This window comes from Bartonella sp. AA81SXKL (assembly GCF_042196945.1).
Taxonomy (GTDB): Bacteria; Pseudomonadota; Alphaproteobacteria; order Rhizobiales; family Rhizobiaceae; genus Bartonella.
The window spans coordinates 1-308 of sequence record NZ_JBHIRH010000068.1 but is presented as its reverse complement, the minus strand read 5'-3'; the positions used below and the strand labels follow the sequence as shown (position 1 = coordinate 308).

General features: G+C 42.5%; 1 protein-coding gene. It reads right to left on the bottom strand.

Annotated features, from left to right (window positions below; genetic code table 11):
- On the bottom strand, positions 1 to 308 hold a 308-nt coding region (locus ACFINZ_RS09455; RefSeq protein WP_375701393.1), incomplete at both ends, for a hypothetical protein.

Here is a 308-nt window from a genome sequence, read left to right as displayed (position 1 = left end):
CCCGCTTGAACAAGACCAGAAACCGTATCGAGAACTTCTGAGCCAGTCTGACGAAACGTGCCATTGGCTATATCTAAAGAAACATCACGGCTGCCATCGGCTTTATAGCCATAACAATAAGCATCCGTATGGACCTTACAACCAAGATAAGTATTTTTATAGGCTGTTGCCCCTACATTGGTCAGCACACTCGCATGAATATCCGCATTGCCCCCTGCTTCTATAATGCTATAGTTATTCTCAATATCATCAGCGTTAATAATAAGATTACCGTGATATTGTATCATCCCCTGAACAGCTGGTTTATG